Origin of the sequence: Methylobacterium terrae (assembly GCF_003173755.1) — a bacterium.
Lineage (GTDB): Bacteria > Pseudomonadota > Alphaproteobacteria > Rhizobiales > Beijerinckiaceae > Methylobacterium > Methylobacterium terrae.
The window spans coordinates 5,438,643-5,452,331 of the sequence record NZ_CP029553.1; the positions used below are offsets into that span (position 1 = coordinate 5,438,643).

At 72.6% G+C, this 13,689-nt stretch carries 18 protein-coding genes and 3 tRNA genes; 12 read left to right on the forward strand and 9 right to left on the reverse strand.

What is annotated here, in order from left to right; genetic code table 11:
• Positions 1–134: 134 nt before the first annotated feature.
• The 3 genes from DK419_RS25080 to DK419_RS25090 all read left to right on the forward strand — a co-directional run bounded on the left by DK419_RS25080 (position 135) and on the right by DK419_RS25090 (position 760).
• Positions 135–209: transfer RNA gene (locus DK419_RS25080), tRNA-Val, on the forward strand.
• A gap of 154 nt (positions 210–363) precedes the next feature.
• A tRNA-Val gene (locus DK419_RS25085) sits at positions 364–438 on the forward strand.
• 115 nt (positions 439–553) lie between these two features.
• Positions 554–760: a hypothetical protein gene (locus DK419_RS25090; RefSeq protein ID WP_162561396.1), complete on the forward strand. Its 207-nt coding sequence runs from the start codon at positions 554–556 to the stop codon at positions 758–760.
• 19 nt (positions 761–779) lie between these two features.
• On the opposite strand, the gene DK419_RS25095 is transcribed toward DK419_RS25090, so the two are convergent.
• Both DK419_RS25095 and DK419_RS25100 read right to left on the reverse strand, forming a co-directional pair.
• The gene (locus DK419_RS25095; RefSeq protein WP_109961491.1) at positions 780–1,055 is read right to left on the reverse strand and encodes a hypothetical protein; all 276 of its coding nucleotides are present in this window, start codon (positions 1,053–1,055) and stop codon (positions 780–782) included.
• Positions 1,056–1,753: 698 nt separating this feature from the next.
• Positions 1,754–1,827, reverse strand: a tRNA-Gln gene (locus DK419_RS25100).
• A gap of 479 nt (positions 1,828–2,306) precedes the next feature.
• Between DK419_RS25100 and DK419_RS25105 the strand changes: the two genes are divergently transcribed.
• Genes DK419_RS25105 through DK419_RS25115 form a run of 4 tightly spaced genes read left to right on the forward strand, consistent with a single transcriptional unit; the run spans position 2,307 to position 3,691 of the window.
• Positions 2,307–2,840 carry a Ros/MucR family transcriptional regulator gene (locus DK419_RS25105; protein ID WP_245442709.1) on the forward strand — a complete coding sequence of 178 codons (534 nt, stop codon included), beginning with the start codon at positions 2,307–2,309 and terminating at the stop codon, positions 2,838–2,840.
• 1 nt (position 2,841) lies between these two features.
• Positions 2,842–2,988: a hypothetical protein gene (locus DK419_RS28855; RefSeq protein WP_162561397.1), complete on the forward strand. Its 147-nt coding sequence runs from the start codon at positions 2,842–2,844 to the stop codon at positions 2,986–2,988.
• Entirely contained in the window at positions 2,985–3,467 is a 483-nt protein-coding gene (locus DK419_RS25110) for a lysozyme inhibitor LprI family protein (RefSeq protein WP_109961493.1), read from the forward strand. Before DK419_RS28855 ends, DK419_RS25110 begins: the two co-directional genes overlap by 4 nt.
• The gene (locus DK419_RS25115) at positions 3,464–3,691 is read left to right on the forward strand and encodes a hypothetical protein (RefSeq protein ID WP_109961494.1); all 228 of its coding nucleotides are present in this window, start codon (positions 3,464–3,466) and stop codon (positions 3,689–3,691) included. Before DK419_RS25110 ends, DK419_RS25115 begins: the two co-directional genes overlap by 4 nt.
• Before the next feature lie 26 nt (positions 3,692–3,717).
• Here the strand turns inward: DK419_RS25115 and DK419_RS29090 are convergent, their stop codons facing one another.
• The 6 genes from DK419_RS29090 to DK419_RS25140 form a co-directional block, all read right to left on the reverse strand.
• Entirely contained in the window at positions 3,718–3,879 is a 162-nt protein-coding gene (locus DK419_RS29090) for a hypothetical protein (protein WP_167450846.1), read from the reverse strand.
• A 202-nt stretch (positions 3,880–4,081) separates the two neighbouring features.
• Positions 4,082–4,633: a hypothetical protein gene (locus tag DK419_RS25120; RefSeq protein ID WP_109961495.1), complete on the reverse strand. Its 552-nt coding sequence runs from the start codon at positions 4,631–4,633 to the stop codon at positions 4,082–4,084.
• 296 nt (positions 4,634–4,929) lie between these two features.
• Positions 4,930–6,345, reverse strand: a complete 1,416-nt coding sequence (locus tag DK419_RS25125; RefSeq protein WP_109961496.1) for an amidase — start codon at positions 6,343–6,345, stop codon at positions 4,930–4,932.
• A gap of 53 nt (positions 6,346–6,398) precedes the next feature.
• Positions 6,399–7,517: a glycosyltransferase family 2 protein gene (locus DK419_RS29660; RefSeq protein ID WP_109961497.1), complete on the reverse strand. Its 1,119-nt coding sequence runs from the start codon at positions 7,515–7,517 to the stop codon at positions 6,399–6,401.
• On the reverse strand, positions 7,514–8,260 hold the full coding sequence (locus DK419_RS29665) for a lysophospholipid acyltransferase family protein (RefSeq protein WP_109962494.1): 747 nt from the start codon (positions 8,258–8,260) through the stop codon (positions 7,514–7,516). The genes DK419_RS29660 and DK419_RS29665 overlap by 4 nt, the downstream gene beginning before the upstream one ends.
• Positions 8,261–8,355: 95 nt before the next feature.
• Positions 8,356–9,888, reverse strand: coding sequence for a phytoene desaturase family protein (locus DK419_RS25140; RefSeq protein ID WP_425352614.1), 1,533 nt, complete (start codon positions 9,886–9,888; stop codon positions 8,356–8,358).
• A 191-nt stretch (positions 9,889–10,079) separates the two neighbouring features.
• Between DK419_RS25140 and DK419_RS25145 the strand changes: the two genes are divergently transcribed.
• The 4 genes from DK419_RS25145 (at position 10,080) to DK419_RS25160 (ending at position 12,478) form a co-directional block, all read left to right on the forward strand.
• On the forward strand, positions 10,080–10,373 hold the full coding sequence (locus DK419_RS25145; protein WP_109961499.1) for a hypothetical protein: 294 nt from the start codon (positions 10,080–10,082) through the stop codon (positions 10,371–10,373).
• Positions 10,374–10,578: 205 nt separating this feature from the next.
• Positions 10,579–10,704: a type B 50S ribosomal protein L36 gene (gene ykgO, locus DK419_RS25150; RefSeq protein WP_012334921.1), complete on the forward strand. Its 126-nt coding sequence runs from the start codon at positions 10,579–10,581 to the stop codon at positions 10,702–10,704.
• A gap of 82 nt (positions 10,705–10,786) precedes the next feature.
• Positions 10,787–11,404 carry a tetratricopeptide repeat protein gene (locus DK419_RS25155; RefSeq protein WP_109961500.1) on the forward strand — a complete coding sequence of 206 codons (618 nt, stop codon included), beginning with the start codon at positions 10,787–10,789 and terminating at the stop codon, positions 11,402–11,404.
• 45 nt (positions 11,405–11,449) lie between these two features.
• On the forward strand, positions 11,450–12,478 hold the full coding sequence (locus DK419_RS25160) for an alpha/beta fold hydrolase (protein WP_109961501.1): 1,029 nt from the start codon (positions 11,450–11,452) through the stop codon (positions 12,476–12,478).
• Positions 12,479–12,533: 55 nt separating this feature from the next.
• Here DK419_RS25160 and DK419_RS25165 read toward each other — a convergent pair whose 3' ends face one another.
• Positions 12,534–13,043, reverse strand: a complete 510-nt coding sequence (locus DK419_RS25165; protein WP_109961502.1) for a GNAT family N-acetyltransferase — start codon at positions 13,041–13,043, stop codon at positions 12,534–12,536.
• 12 nt (positions 13,044–13,055) lie between these two features.
• Here DK419_RS25165 and DK419_RS25170 point away from each other — a divergent pair, with 12 nt between their 5' ends.
• On the forward strand, positions 13,056–13,688 hold the full coding sequence (locus DK419_RS25170; RefSeq protein ID WP_109961503.1) for a hypothetical protein: 633 nt from the start codon (positions 13,056–13,058) through the stop codon (positions 13,686–13,688).
• Position 13,689: the final 1 nt, after the last annotated feature.

Sequence of the window (13,689 nt, forward strand, 5' to 3'; positions counted from 1 at the left end):
GCTGGCAAGGGGGCGACCTCCCGCGGCAGCCCCCGCCGCGCCCGAAAGCCATGCCGGCGCAGGATCCCGCTTGTCACCCGCCGCAACAGCCTCTATACGCCCTCTCACACCGGGGCCGCGACACACGGCACCGAGGGCGCGTAGCTCAGCGGGAGAGCACTACGTTGACATCGTAGGGGTCACAGGTTCGATCCCTGTCGCGCCCACCATCACCGCTCCGGATGTCGGGGATTTGTCCCTCGGAGCGGTACCGGACCTGAACGGTCCGGAGCGGATGAAATCAGGAGATGGCCCCTCGGTCACGAGGGTTGCCGACCAAGGTCTCGGGCAGGCGTCGCGATCGTGACGCGCCGCGGGGCCGATGGGCGCGTAGCTCAGCGGGAGAGCACTACGTTGACATCGTAGGGGTCACAGGTTCGATCCCTGTCGCGCCCACCATCACCACCCCGGATCTGCCGCCGACATGACCGCCCAAGATCTCAGCTCCGAGGCGTCCGGCTCCAAGGCGACCAAATTCAAGGCGACCAGCTCCGCGACGACGGGGATGTCCCTCATGACGGAACAGGATGTCGGCGTGGCCTTCGCCACCCTGGCGACCGCGCTCGCGGTCGCGCTGCACAAGCAGGGCGTCGCCGACGGCGAGGCGTTGCTGGCCGAGACCGTCGGCACCCTCGAGGCCGTGCTGCAGGACGATTACCCGGAACAGGCCCGGGCGATCCTCTCCGCCTGCGCCCGCTCGCTGCGGGCGGCGGAAGGCTGAGGCGCTCAGCCCGCGGCAGTCACCGGGCGGCCCGCTCCATACCCGAGGGCGGGGCGAACCCGACCGTGTCCTTCTCGGCGTCGCCCGTCGGGGCTCCCACCCGCGTCGAGACACGGCCGCTCGCCGCGGACGCGACCGGCGGGGCGGGCTCGGGCTGCGCGCAGAACAGGCCGACCGTATCCTTCTCCGGATTTCCGGTCACCGGCCCGATCCGCATCGGCAGGTAGAGCGGGCAGCGCGCGACCGCCGGGCCGAGGCAGGCCAGCATCGCCAGCGGGATGATCAGCAGGCGCATGGTTTCCTCCTGAGACAAGTATTTTCGCCGATCCCGGTCGAGAGCCTGTCTCGTCTCGCCCCGATCACGTGCGGCACTGTCCTTCTTCTACCGTCGTCGCCCGAATTGCATCGTCAGATTGAAGGATTGTCATTGAAGGATCGCCTCGGCCGACGCGCCCCGGTCGGCGGCCGTCCGGCACGACGCGCCTCCCCGCTCGCCCACCGGCGCCTGTTTCCCAAAGGAGCGGACCGGAACGCCAGCTCGGCGCGGGCTGGAGCGCGCCGCGCATCCGTTCGGCAGTTCGGACGGCTCGCCGTGAACCGGGGGCAGGTCCGGCCCACACCGGCGATGGGTCGGGCACGCCCCGGTGAGCAGGACACGGGCCAAGCCCGGGCTCGGGCCGCACGAATCCCGGCACCCGATGCCCCGGCACCCGATGGCGACGGGCCTGCTGCGCGAACCCCGGCGAGACGGCGCGCGACCGCCTCGGCCAGGGAGCGACCGGCGCGGCGCCGACTTCCGCCGGACGCACGGACAGGCAGCGCTCGAACTGACGCGCAATCGGCGGTCTCGGTCGTGGAAGAATGCCGGGAGGACGCGCAGGGCGTCGATCGCCGGGCAGCGCCCAGAGCCACGGATCTAGAGCAAGCGTCTAGAACGATGCTGCATCCATCGACAAACGCGATGTCTCAGCTGCCGATGCCTGGAGAACCGAGTGGCTGGGGGACGTGGATTCGAACCACGACTAACGGAGTCAGAGTCCGCTGTTCTACCGTTAAACTATCCCCCAACGGGGCGCTGCGTGCGAGGGAGCAGAGGAAGGATCCGTCTGTCCGGGCCGGCACGTCACCGCCTCGGGTGCGGTGCTGATAGGCTGGTTCGCCGGGCCGGTCAAGGCCTTCTTGCGCGGCCGTCGTGGTCATCGGGTGAGCGGTGCGCCCGGCCTCGGCCGCGGCGGAATCGTTCCGCGCTCGCGCCGACGCCCCGCAAGGTTTCGGCGGGACGGGGAGCGACCACGCCGGTCTCGCTGTTCGGGTATGAAGGCTGAGGCAGGCGATGCTGCGATGCAACATGCAGAGTGCGCGGCGCGTGACCAACGGCGCGACCGCCGTCGCCCGGGAGAAGACCGATCGGGACGCGACCGAGCGCGCCCACGATACACAAGTTTTCCTTGGATCGACGATGGTTCCACTTGATGGCGACGCAGTTCGCCCGATATGCCTGGACGACTCGGAGCGTGCCGGGTTGCTCAGATCGGGATGGAACCTCGTGTCGGACGTCAACCTGGAGCAGCAGTCTGAGTTCGTCGGCCTCGCGGCCGACATCGTCTCGTCCTATGTCGCGAACAACAATGTTCAGGTGGCGGAGCTGCCGGCCCTGATCGCGTCGGTCCACGCCTCGCTGGCGGCGCTCGGCCAGCCGGCGGCACCGGCCGTCGAGGAGACCCGGGCGACGGCGGCACAGATCCGCAAGTCGGTCACGCCCGACCACCTGATCAGCTTCGTGGACGGCAAGCCCTACCGCTCGCTCAAGCGCCACCTCACCTCGCAGGGCCTGACACCGGCCGATTACCGGCAGAAGTTCGGCCTGCCGCACGACTACCCGATGGTCGCGGCGAGCTACGCCGCCCAGCGCTCGGCGCTGGCCAAGAGCCTGGGTCTCGGGCAGCGCCGCCGCGACGCCGCGGCGGCGGCCCAGGTCGCGGCGATCGAGGCCGAGGCGGCCGAGCCGGTGCCCGCGCCGGACGTCGCGGAGGAGAAGCCCGCGCCGCGTCGGCGCGCGCGCAAAGCCGCAGCCGAGTAGGATGGCGCTGGCCAATCCCTGGCGGCGGACGCGCGGACGGCGCCTCCCGTCGCGCGAGCAGGTGCTGCTGCTCGTCACCGGCGCGGTGATCGCGGCGGTCGGCGTCGCGCTGGCCGGGGGCGATCTCATGGGGAAGTGGCTCGGATGAGGCGGGCCTTCGGCACGGTCGGCCCGATGCTCGCCGTCGCGACCTCCGTCGCCGTCGCGGCGCCGGAGGGCAAGCCGGTCTCCACGACGGCCATCCTCCGCTCCTGCGCCGGCAAGGCGCTGCCGGAATACCGCAAGGGGGCCTGCCTCGACGATGCCGCCAAGGCGTTGCGGGCCCGGCTCGACGCGGCGGTGGAGCGCAAGCTCGCCGGCATCGCGGCGGTCGCCACCCGGCCGCCGAGTCCCGGCAGCCTCGCCGGCCGCGAGGATTCGGAGAACTGGCGCAAGGCCTTCCTGGCGGCACAGGCCGCCTGGGAGGAGTATTTCCGGCGCCACTGCGACAGCCTCTACGACTTCGACTACCATGGCGGCTCGGCGGCGGGGCAGCTCGCCTCGTCGTGCAAGATCCGGCTGCTCGCGGCGCGGATCGACGAGATGCGGGAGGGGACAGCCGTGAGCGACCCGGAAGGCCGCCGATGAGCGCGCCGCTGACCTTCGAGGACGACGTCGAGGCGCGCCTGGGCGCCCTCGAGCTGATCGTGACCGCCCTGCTGCGCGAGCGGGCGGAGCGCGACCCCGACGCGCGGGAGGCGGTGCTGCAGGCGCTGCGGCGCGAGGCCCAGGAGCCGGCCCCGCCGACGCCGAAGACCGAGGCCGCCCTGGCCAAGGCCCTCGCGCTCGCGGAGATCATCCTGGCGCCCTGACGGTGCTTCCCGGGACGCGCGGCGCGTCAGGCGCCGCCGATCGGCTCGGTCACCGTGCCGGTGCCGGCGCAGTCCGGGCAGGGCTCACCCGCGAGGCGGCCCGAGCCGGCGCAGCGCGGGCAGAGGTTCTCGCCGGTGCCGGGCGTCCCGGGATCGGCCTTGTCGCCGGGCTTGGGTGAATCGGCCATCACGTCACTCCCTGGAACCGGAGGGGCGAGCCGGGCGGAGGACCGCCCGGCTCGCCCCTCACGCGATTTCGTCCTCCGCATCGACCGCGTTGGACCGAGACAGGGCATCCGCCGCCGCGGTGCGGAAACCCAATGCGCTCACGCGTGCGAAGCTCCGCTCCACCTTTGCGGGCGCGCGAGACCGCCCGCGGCCGGTGGCGCGTCAGTAGCCGTAGCCGTAGGAGACGCAGGTCCCGTAGACCTCGTCGTAGGTCGCGTAAGGGCCGCAGCCGCCGTAATAGCCCCCGTAATACCCGCCGCCATAGCCGACGTTGGACAGGCCGTAGCCGAGCCCGAGACCCAGGCCGACCCCGGCGAGGCCGTAGCCGAGGCCGCGCCCGTAGCCGCCGCGATACCCGTAGCCGCGATACCCGCCGTAGCCGCCGCGATAGCCGCCGAAGCCGGCGCCGCGGTATCCGCCGAAGCCGCCACGATATCCGCCGCCGATCCCGACCCCGCGATAGCCGCCGCCGAAACCTGCACCCCGGAAGCCGCCGCCGAGGGCGCCGCCCCGGAAGCCGGCCCCGCCGAGGCCGCCGCGAAAGCCGCCGCCACCCAGGCCGCCACCCCGGAAGCCGCCGCCGCCGAAACCGCCGCCGTGGAAGCCGCCACCGCCGAAGCCGCCGCCCCGGAAGCCGCCGCGGGCATCGGCCCCTGCCGTGGACAGGGCGAGGGCGCCGGCGGCGAGCGCGGACGCGAGTACGAGATGCCTCATGGCACCATCTCCTGATCGTGAAGGAAGGTTTTCCTCAGAGCCTAACAACGTCGGCGGAGTAGGGCGGTTCGGAACGCTTTCGTCGCGCCCCGCCGTCTCGCGGGTTCGTGACCGGCAAGGCCGGTATCGGTGCCGGCGCGTCGGTAATCGGGAGATGGCGGGCTGATGCGCCCGACCGACGGCCCGAGAGGCTGACGCGTCAGGCGGTTGATCCATCGCGATTTTCCGATCGCAAGCCGAAGGCTTGGCGGCACTTCGAGAGCCGGGCCGGAGGTCGTTCTCAACGACCGTCGGTCTCAATCCCGGTGCATCACCCGCGGCTCGGCCAGGAGTGGCCAGGGACGGGCCGCCTCGAAGGCGCGCGAGGCGGCGAGCACCCGCGCATCCGCTCCCATCGGGCCGACGATCTGCAGGCCGACCGGCAGGCCGCTCCCGGTCAGCCCGCAGGGCACGCTCGCGGCGGGCTGGCCGGTGAGGTTGAAGGGATAGGAGAACGGCGTCCAGTTGAGCCAGTCGTCGCCGTAGCCCCCGTCCGGCGGGGTCAGGTTGCCGACCGCGAAGGACGGTATGGCGAGCGAGGGGGTGAGGAGCAGGTCGTAGGTCCGGTGGAAGCGCGCCATGGTGGTGAACAGCGCGCCCCGCGCGTTGAGGGCGGCGACGAAGTCCGGCGCCGCGATCGCGCGCCCGCGCTCGGCGGCTTCCCGCAGGGCCGGCTCGACGAGGCCGCGCCGCTCCTCCGGGATCCCCCGCAGCACGCACCAGGCGCCGACGAGCCAGATGCCGTTCAGGATGTCGACCGGGTCGGCGAAGCCCGGATCGGCCTCCTCGACGATCGCGCCGAGATCCGCGAAGGCTCTCGCCGCCGCCTCGGTCAGGCGGGCCACCTCGGGATCGACCGAGGCGGCGAAGCCGAGGCGCGGGCTCCAGGCGACGCGCAGGCCCCGCACCCCGTCCTCGAGGCCGGCCGCGTAGTCCGGCGGCTCAGCGAGGGAGGCGGCCATGTCGCGGGGATCGGGCCGGGCGATGGCCTGCATCATCAGGGCGGAATCGCGCACGGCCCGGGTCATCGGCCCGAGATGCGCCACTGGCCCGAAGGGCGAGGGCGGGAAGGCCGGCACCCGGCCGAAGCTGGGCTTCAGCCCGTAGACGCCGCAGAAGGCAGCCGGGATGCGGATCGAGCCCGCCCCGTCGGTGCCGATATGGAGAAGGCCGAGGTTGAGCGCCGCCGCGGCCGCCGCCCCGGCCGAGGAGCCGCCGGTGGTGGTGCGCGTGTCCCACGGGTTGCGGGTGGCCCCCGTGTGGGTCGAGTCGCCGAGGCCCTTCCAGCCGAATTCCGGCATCGTGGTCTTGGCGAGCGGGATGGCGCCGGCCTCGAGGAGGCGGTCGACGATGGGGGCGTTCTCGGCCGCCGGCGCGTCGGAGGTGGTGAGCGAGCCGCGGCGCATCGGCCGGCCGGCCCAGGCGATGTTGTCCTTGATCGTGAAGGTGACGCCGTCGAGGGGCCCGCGGGGCTCTCCCTTGGCCCAGCGGGCCTCGGAGGCCGCGGCGGCCTCCATCGCCCCGTCGCGGTCGACGAGCACGAAGGCGTCGAGGTCCGGGCCGTAGCGGTCGATGCGGGCGAGCGCATCCGCCACCACCTCGCGCGGGGAGAGGCTGCGGTCGCGGTAGGCCTGGAGCGTCGCGGTGCCGTCGAGGTCGCGGATCTCGGTCATGCTGTCCCTCTCGTGAGCGTCAGGCCGCCTGATGATTCACCCGGCCTGGCGATTCACCCCGCCTGGTAACTGCGCCCCTTCCAGGTGGCGACCCCGGCCCGGGCCGGGCGCAGGAGCGCGTTCCATTGCAAGGCCAGCGCCAGGGCCACGGTGAGGGGATGGAGCGGGATCGTCCAGGGGTCTTCGCGGGTGAACAGCGTGATCGCCGCCCGCGTGACGAGGGAGACGGCGAGGGCGGCCCCCGCCAGCGGCAGGCTGCCGGCCCCGAGGAGGGCGGCGAGAACCAGGAGCAGCGGCAGCACGTGGCCGCCGCCGAGCAGCAGGGTCCAGACCGGCAGGGCGCGGGGCGTCGCGAGGCCCTCGTGGGCGTTCTTCGAGAAGCCGGCCCAGGCCTGGGCAAAATCCGCGTACATCCGGCAGGTCGCGAGGTCGCTCGCGGCCACGAGGTCGGTGGTGAGGCCGGCGCGGCGAAACACCCGGGGCAGGCGCACGCCGTCGTGCAGGCTCCCGCGGATCGCCGCGTGGCCGCCGACCCGGCGATAGGCGTCCGCCTGCACCAGAACCAGCTGGCCGCACGCCGCCCCGAGGGCGGGATCGCGCAAGCGGCGCATCAGCGGGATCGGCAGGTAGCCGAGCAGCAGGAAGTTGATCATCGGCACGGTCAGGCGCTCGCCGACGCTGCCGGTGACCTGGCGGGGCACGCCGCTGACGAGCGCCGCGCCCGCCGCCTCGGCAGCGGCCACCAGGGACGCGGCGCCGTCGGGCGCGAGGCGCACGTCGGCGTCGATGAACAGCAGGTGGCGCCCGGTCGCTTCCTCCGCGAGGACGTGGCAGGCGTGGTTCTTGCCGGTCCAGCCCGGCGGCAGGGGCGGCACCGGGATCAGGCGCAGGCGGGGATCGCCGGCCGCCGCCTGCGCGACGATCGCCGCCGTCCCGTCGGTCGAGTGGTCGTCGGCGACGATCACCTCGATCGGGATTCCGGTGCTGGCGAGCGCCGCCGCCAGGGTCGGGCCGATGTTGCCGGCCTCGTTGCGGGCCGGGATCAGGATCGAGACCAGGCCGTCGGGTGCGGGCAGACCGGGCCGGGACTTGCGCAGGGCCAGCAGGTTGGCGAGGGCGAGGGCTGCCGGCAGCAGCGCCAGGGCGAGGGCGAGGATCGCCAGGACGGTCACGGCGCCCGGCCCTCGCGGTGGCCTGCCACGAAGCGGCGCCCGGCGAGGGCCGCGCCCAGCCGGTGCCAGGCGTCGTAGACGCCGCCGACGCCGCGCCGCCCGTCGAGCAGGGAGGTGAAGCGGGCGGGATCGCGGCTGCGCACGTCGGCGCCGAGGCGGTCGAGGGTGGCGGTCAGGTCGGCCTCCAGGCGGGCGAGGCGGTCCGGGCGGGGCAGGGCGAGGAGATCGCGGCCGGGAATTCCCGGCCCGAAGGCGGCGCAGGCCTCCGCCCCGCGCTCCTCCCAGAAAGCGTAGTCGAGGGCGAGCGGCACGAACAGGGCGTCGGGCGCGAGCTCGGCCAGGCGCGCGACGCCGGGGCGCAGCCCCAAGGGCCGCTCGCGCACGTCGCTGAAGCGGCCTTGCGCGGTGATCCACATCACCCGGCCCGGCCGGTCGAGGATCTTGCGCGAGGCGGCCATGAACGACGCCGCGCCGCGGGCCGAGTCGAGGTCGACCCCGAAGGCGCCCATGCGGGAAAAGATGCGGTAGCGGGCGAGCATCGCGGCGTCGAACGGCGCGTAGCTCTCGTCGTCGGGGAAGAAGCGCTGGGCGAGCAGGATGATCAGCGCCGCGTCCCACCAGGCCGGGTGGTTGGAATAGACCACCACCGGGCCGGCATCGGGCGAGGCCGGGGGCTGGCCCCATTGCACCAGCCGGACGGCGTTGAGGTGGCGCCTCACGTAGCGGGCGAAGTACACGCCCATGAAGCGCCAGATCAGGGGGGAGCGGGCCGCGACCGGATCCGGCGGCAGGCCCCCCCGGGAGGGCGAGACCCGCCGGGAGGGCGGGACCCGCCCGCTCACGAGGCCGCCTTCAGGTCCTCGGCGGTGCCGCGGGCATCCTGGTCGAGGGCGTCGGCGGCGATCCAGCCCGACATCATCACCATCGGCATGCCCGGCCCCGGATGGGCGGCGCCGCCGGCGAGGTAGAGGCCGCGCACCTCCCGCGAGCGGTTGCCGGGCTTGAACGCCCCCATGATCCGGCCGTGGGAGGCCAGGCCGTAGATCGCGCCGTTCAGCACCTTGTAGCGCGAATGGATGTCGGCCGGGGTCAGGTGGCGCTCGACGACGATGCGCTCCTCGATGTCCGGCATCCCGGCGGTGCGCTTGAGCTTGTCGAGGATCTTCTGGCGGTAGGCCGGGAACATCTGCGACCAGTCGTGGTGCGGGCGCAGGTAGGGCGTGTGGACCAGCACGTAGAGCGCCTCGCCGCCCTCGGGCGCCACCGACGGGTCGGTGCTGCTGGGTGCCGCGAGATAGGCGGTCGGGTCCGGCGCCGGCTCGCCCTTGCGGTAGATCGCGTCGAACTCCTCCTCGGGGTCGCGCGAGAACACGAAGTCGTGGTGGGCGAGGTGGTCGTAGCGCTTGTTCAAGCCGAGATACAGCACCACGCCCGAGCAGGCCGGCTCGAAGCTGCGCTTCTCGTACGTGCGCCCGACCTCGCCGCCGACGAGCTCGCGGTAGGTGCGCACCGCGTCCATGTTGGAGATGACCTTGTCGTAAGGCACGACCGTCCCGCCGACCCGCACGCCCTTGACGGCGCCGTTCTCGATCGCGACGCCTTCGACCTCGCTGTCGGCCTTCAGCGTCGCGCCGAGATCGCCGGCGAGCTTCATCAGCCCCTCGGCCACCGCCCTCGTGCCGCCCATCGGGTACCAGACCCCGTCGGCGGTCTGCATGTGGGCGATGGCGCAGAGCACCGCCGGCGCGCCGTAGGGCGAGGAACCGACATACTGCACGAAGTGGTCGAGCATCTGGGCGAGGCGGGCGTCGCGCACCTTGCCCCGGATGGTGCCGGCGACCGAGGCGTGCATGCGCAGCGAGAGCACGTCGCGCAGGGTGCCGGGATTGAGGTTGGCGCGGATGTCGATCGTGTCGAACAGGTCCTGGACCGGCTTCCAGAAGAAGAACTTCTCCGAGACGCCGTGCAGGTGCTCGGAGAGCGCGAGGAAGCGCTTGTAACCTTCGCCCGCCTTCTGGCCGGGGGCGAAGCGGTCCATCTCGGCCGCCATCGCCGAGACGTTCTCCATCAGGTCGATGCGGCTGCCGTCGTCGAAGAAGCAGCGCCATTGCGGGTCGAGGCGGCGCAGGTCCATGTAGTCGTGCACCGAGCGGCCGGACTCGGCGAAGATGCGCTCGAGGACGCGGGGCACCGTCAGGATGGTCGGCCCCATGTCGAAGCGGAATCCGCCCTCGCGCAGCACCGCGGCCTTGCCGCCGATCCAGGCGTTCTTGTCGTAGAGGGTGACGTCGTGCCCGCGCGAGGCGGCCACGCAGGCCGCCGCCAGCCCGCCCAACCCGCCGCCGACCACCGCGACCGAGGTCCCCGCCATCACAGCCTCTCCCGAGCGGGCGTAAGCGCCCGTTCCGGACAAGCTAGGCTCGGGCCGAGACGGGTCAACGCGCAGGCAACGGCACACGTTGCCGCGCCGGAGGCATGCCGGAGGGTCAGGAAACCGGCCCCGGCTCCGGCAGGTTGAACCGGCAGAAGGCGGCGGCACCGCCGCACCGGAGACACGCCACCATGAAGACGACACTCGCCCTCGTCGGCCTCCTCGGCCTCGGCCTCGCCGGCCCGGCCTTCGCCCAGGAAGCCCTCGACATCACCGTCAGCCCGCGCGCGACGCCGGTCGATCCGCTCGCGACCGGCAGCGTCCGGCCCCTGCGGCCGAACCCGAACGTCACGCCGAGCAACCCGATGGGCGTCGTCGGCTTCGACGGCCCGCCCGGCGGGACCACCAGCGTGATCGGCGACGACGAGCCCCTGGCCCCCGGCTCGCCCGCAGCGACCCCGGACGCGCCCTTCGCGCGGCCGTAAGAGGCCTTCGCCGCGACGTTTTCGCCGCGATCCGGTTGACTTTTCGGCCCCTCGCCGGGTAAGTCACGCGCCTCCGCACGGGCGGTGCTCCGCATCGCCCGGCGTCGGCGTTCGTCCTGGACCTTCTTCGTCCCGGGCATTCGCCGCGAGCCCGCTTTCCCATCCGCGCCCGGGCGTTCCGGCGCACCGACGTGAGACCAGACCGATGAAGATCCGCAACTCGCTGAAGTCGCTCCGCGGCCGGCACCGTGACAACCAGCTCGTGCGCCGCAAGGGCCGGGTCTACGTCATCAACAAGACCCAGAAGCGCTACAAGGCCCGCCAGGGCTGAAGCACGCGGATGGCGCGCCGCGGGGCGAACCGCGGCAAGCCATCGCGTTGACGGGACCGCGCCGGCGCCGGACAGTGCCGGCATGCGCCGTCTCCCTCTTCCGATCTGCATGATGGCCGGCCTCCTCGGAGCGCCGGCTTTCGTCGTTTCGGCGATCCTTCCCGTGGTCGCGGCACCGGATGCGCCTCGCAAGGATGCTCCGAAGGAGACGCCGCGCGCGCCCGTCACCCTCGACGACCTCTACGCCCGGCTCAAAGGCGCCAAGGACGATGCCGAGGCCCGCGGCGTCGCCCAGCTGATCGAGCGCCGCCTCGACCGGTCGGGCAGCGACACCGTCGACCTGCTGGCGAGCCGCGCCGCGGAGGCGATGCAGGCCAAGGACTATCCGCTGGCCGTCGAGCTCCTCGACCGGGTGACGGTGCTGGAGCCGGGCTGGGCCGAGGGCTGGAGCCGGCGCGCCACCGCCTTCTACCTGCTCGAGGACCAGGCGAGCGCGCTCGCCGACCTGCACAAGACGCTGACCCTGGAGCCGCGCCACTTCGAGGCCTGGGCGGCGCTCGCGCACATCTACATGGCGAGCGACGACAAGGCCCGGGCGCTCGCCGCCTTCCGCCGCGCCGAGGCGATCTATCCCCGCATGGGCAAGGTGCACGAGGCGATCGAGCGCCTCGCCCCCGACGTCGACGGCCGCGACCTGTGATCGCTCTCTCGCGGTCCGGTATCGCCTCGCCTGCCGCCCGGCCCGATGCGCCGGCGTAGAGGACGGATTTCCCGCGTGCTGACCCTGATCGCCGGCCTCCTCGGCGGCGCCGTCGCGGCGCTCGTCGCCGCCTGCCTCCTCGCCACCTGGATCATCACCCTGGTGGTCGAGGCGCGCTATCCCCCGGCCGGTCGGCGCGTGGCGGTCGAGGGCGGCCACCTCGCGGTGATCGAGGCCGGCCCGGGCGAGGGGGCACCCAGCCGCGGCACGGTGGTGCTGCTGCACGGGGCGTCGGCCAACGCCATGGACCCGATGCTGGCGATCGGCCGGCGCCTCGCCGGCGACGGCTTCCGGGTGCTTTCCTTCGACCGGCCCGGCTTCGGCTACAGCGACCGCATCGCCCCGGACGCCGCCTCGCCGGCGGTGCAGGCGCGGCTGATCGGCGAGGCGCTGGCGGCGATGAAGGTCGGCCCGGCCCTGATCGTCGGCCATTCCTGGTCCGGCGCGCTCGCCACCGCGATCGCCCTCGATCACCCGGAGCGGGTCGCCGGCCTGGCGCTGCTCGCCCCCGTCAGCCATCCCTGGCCCGGCGGCGGGGTGGGGGGCTATGCCGGCTGGTACCGCTCGCTCCCTGGGCGGATCCTGCTCACGATCGCCACCTACACGGTCGCCGCGCCCCTCGGCTACACGTGGCTCGACCGCTTCGCCGAGGCGGTGTTCCGCCCGCAGGGGCTGCCCGCGGGCTACCTCGACGGTGCGCGGGTGCCGCTGGTGCTTCGCCCCTCGACCTTCGCCGCCAACCTGCGCGACCTCGACGGGCTCTACGGTTTCCTGCAGCGCCAGAGCCCGCGCTACCGCGAGATCACCGCTCCCACGGTGATCGTCGCCGGCGACAGCGACCCGGTGGTGAAGACCGACGTGCACGCGAGGGCGCTCGCCCGCGAGGTGCCGGGCGCGAAGCTCGTGGTGGTGCCGGGCGTCGGCCACATGCTCCAGTACGTCGCCGCCGACACGGTGGTGGCGGAGATCGAGGCGCTGGCGGCGCGGGAGCGGGCGGGGGCGGGGGCGGAGTAGAGATCGAACTCGGCCCGATCGCGCAACGGGCCGGCGGGGCGGACGGCACGAATGGTCAGGCGCTGAAGGTCCATACGTCCAGCGTCTGGCCCGCCCGCGACGTCGTTCCCGTCCGTCGACCCCCGAGCCTGGCCGCCACCCGCGCAGACCCGTCGTTGCGCGGGTCGATCTGCGCCAGGATCGGCATGGTTCCGTGGGTCTCGCGGAACCATTGCAGGAACGCGCGACCGCCCTCGATCGCGTAACCCCGGCCCCATCCGCGCCGGGCCAGCGCATATACGAGGAGCGGATCCGCGGGCCCGGGCGGGTGGAACAACCCGAGACGCCCGACGAACCCTTCGGCATCCGCCACACCCATCATGCCGTAACCGCGCTGCGCCCATTGACGCAGCGATCCGGCGACACGGGCGGTGATATCCGCCATCGACGGCGGATTGCCCTCGTGCATGAAGCGGCCGACCGCGTCGTCATGCGCGAGCGCGTGTAGGGCGGCATGATCCGCCTCGCCGAGGGGCCGCAGCGTCAGCCTGTATGTGCGGAGGGTCGGGATCGCAGTCATGTCCATCGGTCATCGAGGATGCCTGAGCGCAGCTTCGCGCGAAAGTTCGGAGCGGGTGAGTTTGCGGATCTGATGCATGACGTCATCATCGGACTCATGGACAATGCCATCGCTACCACCGTCGCGCCGCTGATCGGCCTACCCTGCTGGCAGGTCGAGCGCGGGCAGGGCAGCATTCTCTCCTTCGAGTTCGGAGTTCCGCGCCTCTCCATCCGAGAGCCCTACGTTTCGAACTCATCGTCCGCCAGGTTGAGACAGTTGGCGGCGCGGCGGCTTGTCAGGCCGGTCGGCGAATGGAACCTCTTCATTTTCTGCTGCCAGTGGCGGGTCATGATCTCCGGGGAAGCTCTGGCGAATGACGGCAGTCCTCACGCGCAGATCGAGGCCGCTGCGCGTGTGATGGACGGGCAGAAGCTGACGGGGTTCACACTCGACACCGTCTCTGGCCAAACCGCGCTCTCGTTCGACCTCGGGGCGACCCTGACGATGTGGCCGCACGAAGCGAACGAGGAGGAGCAATGGTCACTGTATCGACCGGACAAGCGCGTCCTTACCTACCGGGCTGACGGTCTTGCCAGCCTCGCTGCCGACGATGCGAATTCGGAGTCGGAGGTCTGGCAGAGGGTCGCACGGAACGTCAGTGTTCCATAGC

Coding starts and splice junctions, on each gene's coding strand:
- DK419_RS25165 (WP_109961502.1), bottom strand. CDS start 13,043: ATGGACATGACTGCGATCCCGACCCTCCGCACATACAGGCTGACGCTG.
- DK419_RS25170 (WP_109961503.1), top strand. CDS start 13,056: ATGCCTGAGCGCAGCTTCGCGCGAAAGTTCGGAGCGGGTGAGTTTGCG.
- DK419_RS25095 (WP_109961491.1), bottom strand. CDS start 1,055: ATGCGCCTGCTGATCATCCCGCTGGCGATGCTGGCCTGCCTCGGCCCG.
- DK419_RS29665 (WP_109962494.1), bottom strand. CDS start 8,260: ATGGGCGTGTACTTCGCCCGCTACGTGAGGCGCCACCTCAACGCCGTC.
- DK419_RS25140 (WP_425352614.1), bottom strand. CDS start 9,888: ATGGCGGGGACCTCGGTCGCGGTGGTCGGCGGCGGGTTGGGCGGGCTG.
- DK419_RS25110 (WP_109961493.1), top strand. CDS start 2,985: ATGAGGCGGGCCTTCGGCACGGTCGGCCCGATGCTCGCCGTCGCGACC.
- DK419_RS25090 (WP_162561396.1), top strand. CDS start 554: ATGACGGAACAGGATGTCGGCGTGGCCTTCGCCACCCTGGCGACCGCG.
- DK419_RS25145 (WP_109961499.1), top strand. CDS start 10,080: ATGAAGACGACACTCGCCCTCGTCGGCCTCCTCGGCCTCGGCCTCGCC.
- DK419_RS25125 (WP_109961496.1), bottom strand. CDS start 6,345: ATGACCGAGATCCGCGACCTCGACGGCACCGCGACGCTCCAGGCCTAC.
- DK419_RS28855 (WP_162561397.1), top strand. CDS start 2,842: ATGGCGCTGGCCAATCCCTGGCGGCGGACGCGCGGACGGCGCCTCCCG.
- DK419_RS25115 (WP_109961494.1), top strand. CDS start 3,464: ATGAGCGCGCCGCTGACCTTCGAGGACGACGTCGAGGCGCGCCTGGGC.
- DK419_RS25120 (WP_109961495.1), bottom strand. CDS start 4,633: ATGAGGCATCTCGTACTCGCGTCCGCGCTCGCCGCCGGCGCCCTCGCC.
- DK419_RS29090 (WP_167450846.1), bottom strand. CDS start 3,879: ATGGCCGATTCACCCAAGCCCGGCGACAAGGCCGATCCCGGGACGCCC.
- DK419_RS25160 (WP_109961501.1), top strand. CDS start 11,450: ATGCGCCGGCGTAGAGGACGGATTTCCCGCGTGCTGACCCTGATCGCC.
- DK419_RS25155 (WP_109961500.1), top strand. CDS start 10,787: ATGCGCCGTCTCCCTCTTCCGATCTGCATGATGGCCGGCCTCCTCGGA.
- ykgO (WP_012334921.1), top strand. CDS start 10,579: ATGAAGATCCGCAACTCGCTGAAGTCGCTCCGCGGCCGGCACCGTGAC.